We start from the raw sequence: 1,031 nt of genomic DNA on the forward strand, positions 1-1,031 counted from the left end.
GGGAATGCTCGGGCCGGGGATGGGCCCGCCGGGGATGGGCTCGACGGGGATGTTGATGCGGATCCACGAACGGGGACGGACGGCCTCGTTCGTCTCCGGGGACCGGCCGGGGGCTCTGGGCGTGGCGGGGCGGAGCTTGGAGGCGCGGGCGCGTTCCCAGGCTTCTTCCCACTGGGTGACCACGCGTGGTGGCAGGCCCAGGGCTTCGGTGAAGGCGGTGACGTGTCGGCGCAGGGGCAGGATCTCGCCGCGCAGGATCGCGCCGAGGCTGCTGCGGGGCAGGCGGTGCTCTCCGTCGAGGGTGCGGCCGGCCAAGCGTTGGAGTTCGGTGTCGGAGGGTTGGCCGTACTTGGCGCGTAGTTCGATCATCGCTCGGGAGAGCTGGGCGAAGGTCTCGATGATCTCGGGGTGGACGAGGCGGTGGCTGTAGAGGTCGCCGACGGCCTGGGCGAGATCTCCGGCGCTGGCCCGGCGGCGTTTCTGCTCGGCCCAGCGCGCTTTGCGCCAGCGTTGTTTGGCCTCGGCCAGGTCGCCGCCGCAGGCCTTGGTGAACTCCTCCACGATCCGCCAGGACGGGAGCATGCGGCCGCTGGCGGCCCGGGAGAGCATCGAGGTGCTGTAGGAGGTGATGGTGGCCATCGCCGCGTAGGTGAGTCCGGCGCGCTGGCGCTGCTCGCGCAGCCACAGCGCCAGCGCTTCGGACTGTCGGGTCTCCGCGGCGACGGCGCTCTCGCGCCGTCCCATGCCGGGCCCTGTCAGATACCCGTGATCGGGGTGCCCGGGCGGGTGTCACGCAGGCCCTTGACGGTGCGGCAGGCCAGGAAGACCACGCCGCCCAGGAACTGAAGGGTGGCGGCCATCGTCTGGCCGCCGATCACGAGGAGGGCGGCGAGGACCATGATGACCACCACGACCGTCACCTCTCCCCCGGTCAGGGCGCGTCCGGACGGGAAGGGGCTGGGCGGGATGACGGAATGCACGATGGAACGCATGACGGTATCTCCCTACGTGAGGCGCGTCGCGGGGTGCGA

The 1,031-nt window shown here is 71.5% G+C and carries 2 protein-coding genes; both read right to left on the reverse strand.

What is annotated here, in order from left to right; genetic code table 11:
- Positions 1 to 744 (reverse strand): helix-turn-helix domain-containing protein (locus tag ACZ38L_RS39690; RefSeq protein WP_465703067.1); only part of this gene is annotated, 744 nt, incomplete at its 3' end.
- Positions 745 to 755: 11 nt separating this feature from the next.
- The gene (locus tag ACZ38L_RS39695) at positions 756 to 992 is read right to left on the reverse strand and encodes a hypothetical protein (protein ID WP_465703069.1); all 237 of its coding nucleotides are present in this window, start codon (positions 990 to 992) and stop codon (positions 756 to 758) included.
- Positions 993 to 1,031 lie beyond the last annotated feature (39 nt).

The organism is Kitasatospora sp. NPDC024654 (assembly GCF_055559155.1).

Coding starts and splice junctions, on each gene's coding strand:
- ACZ38L_RS39695 (WP_465703069.1), bottom strand. CDS start 992: ATGCGTTCCATCGTGCATTCCGTCATCCCGCCCAGCCCCTTCCCGTCC.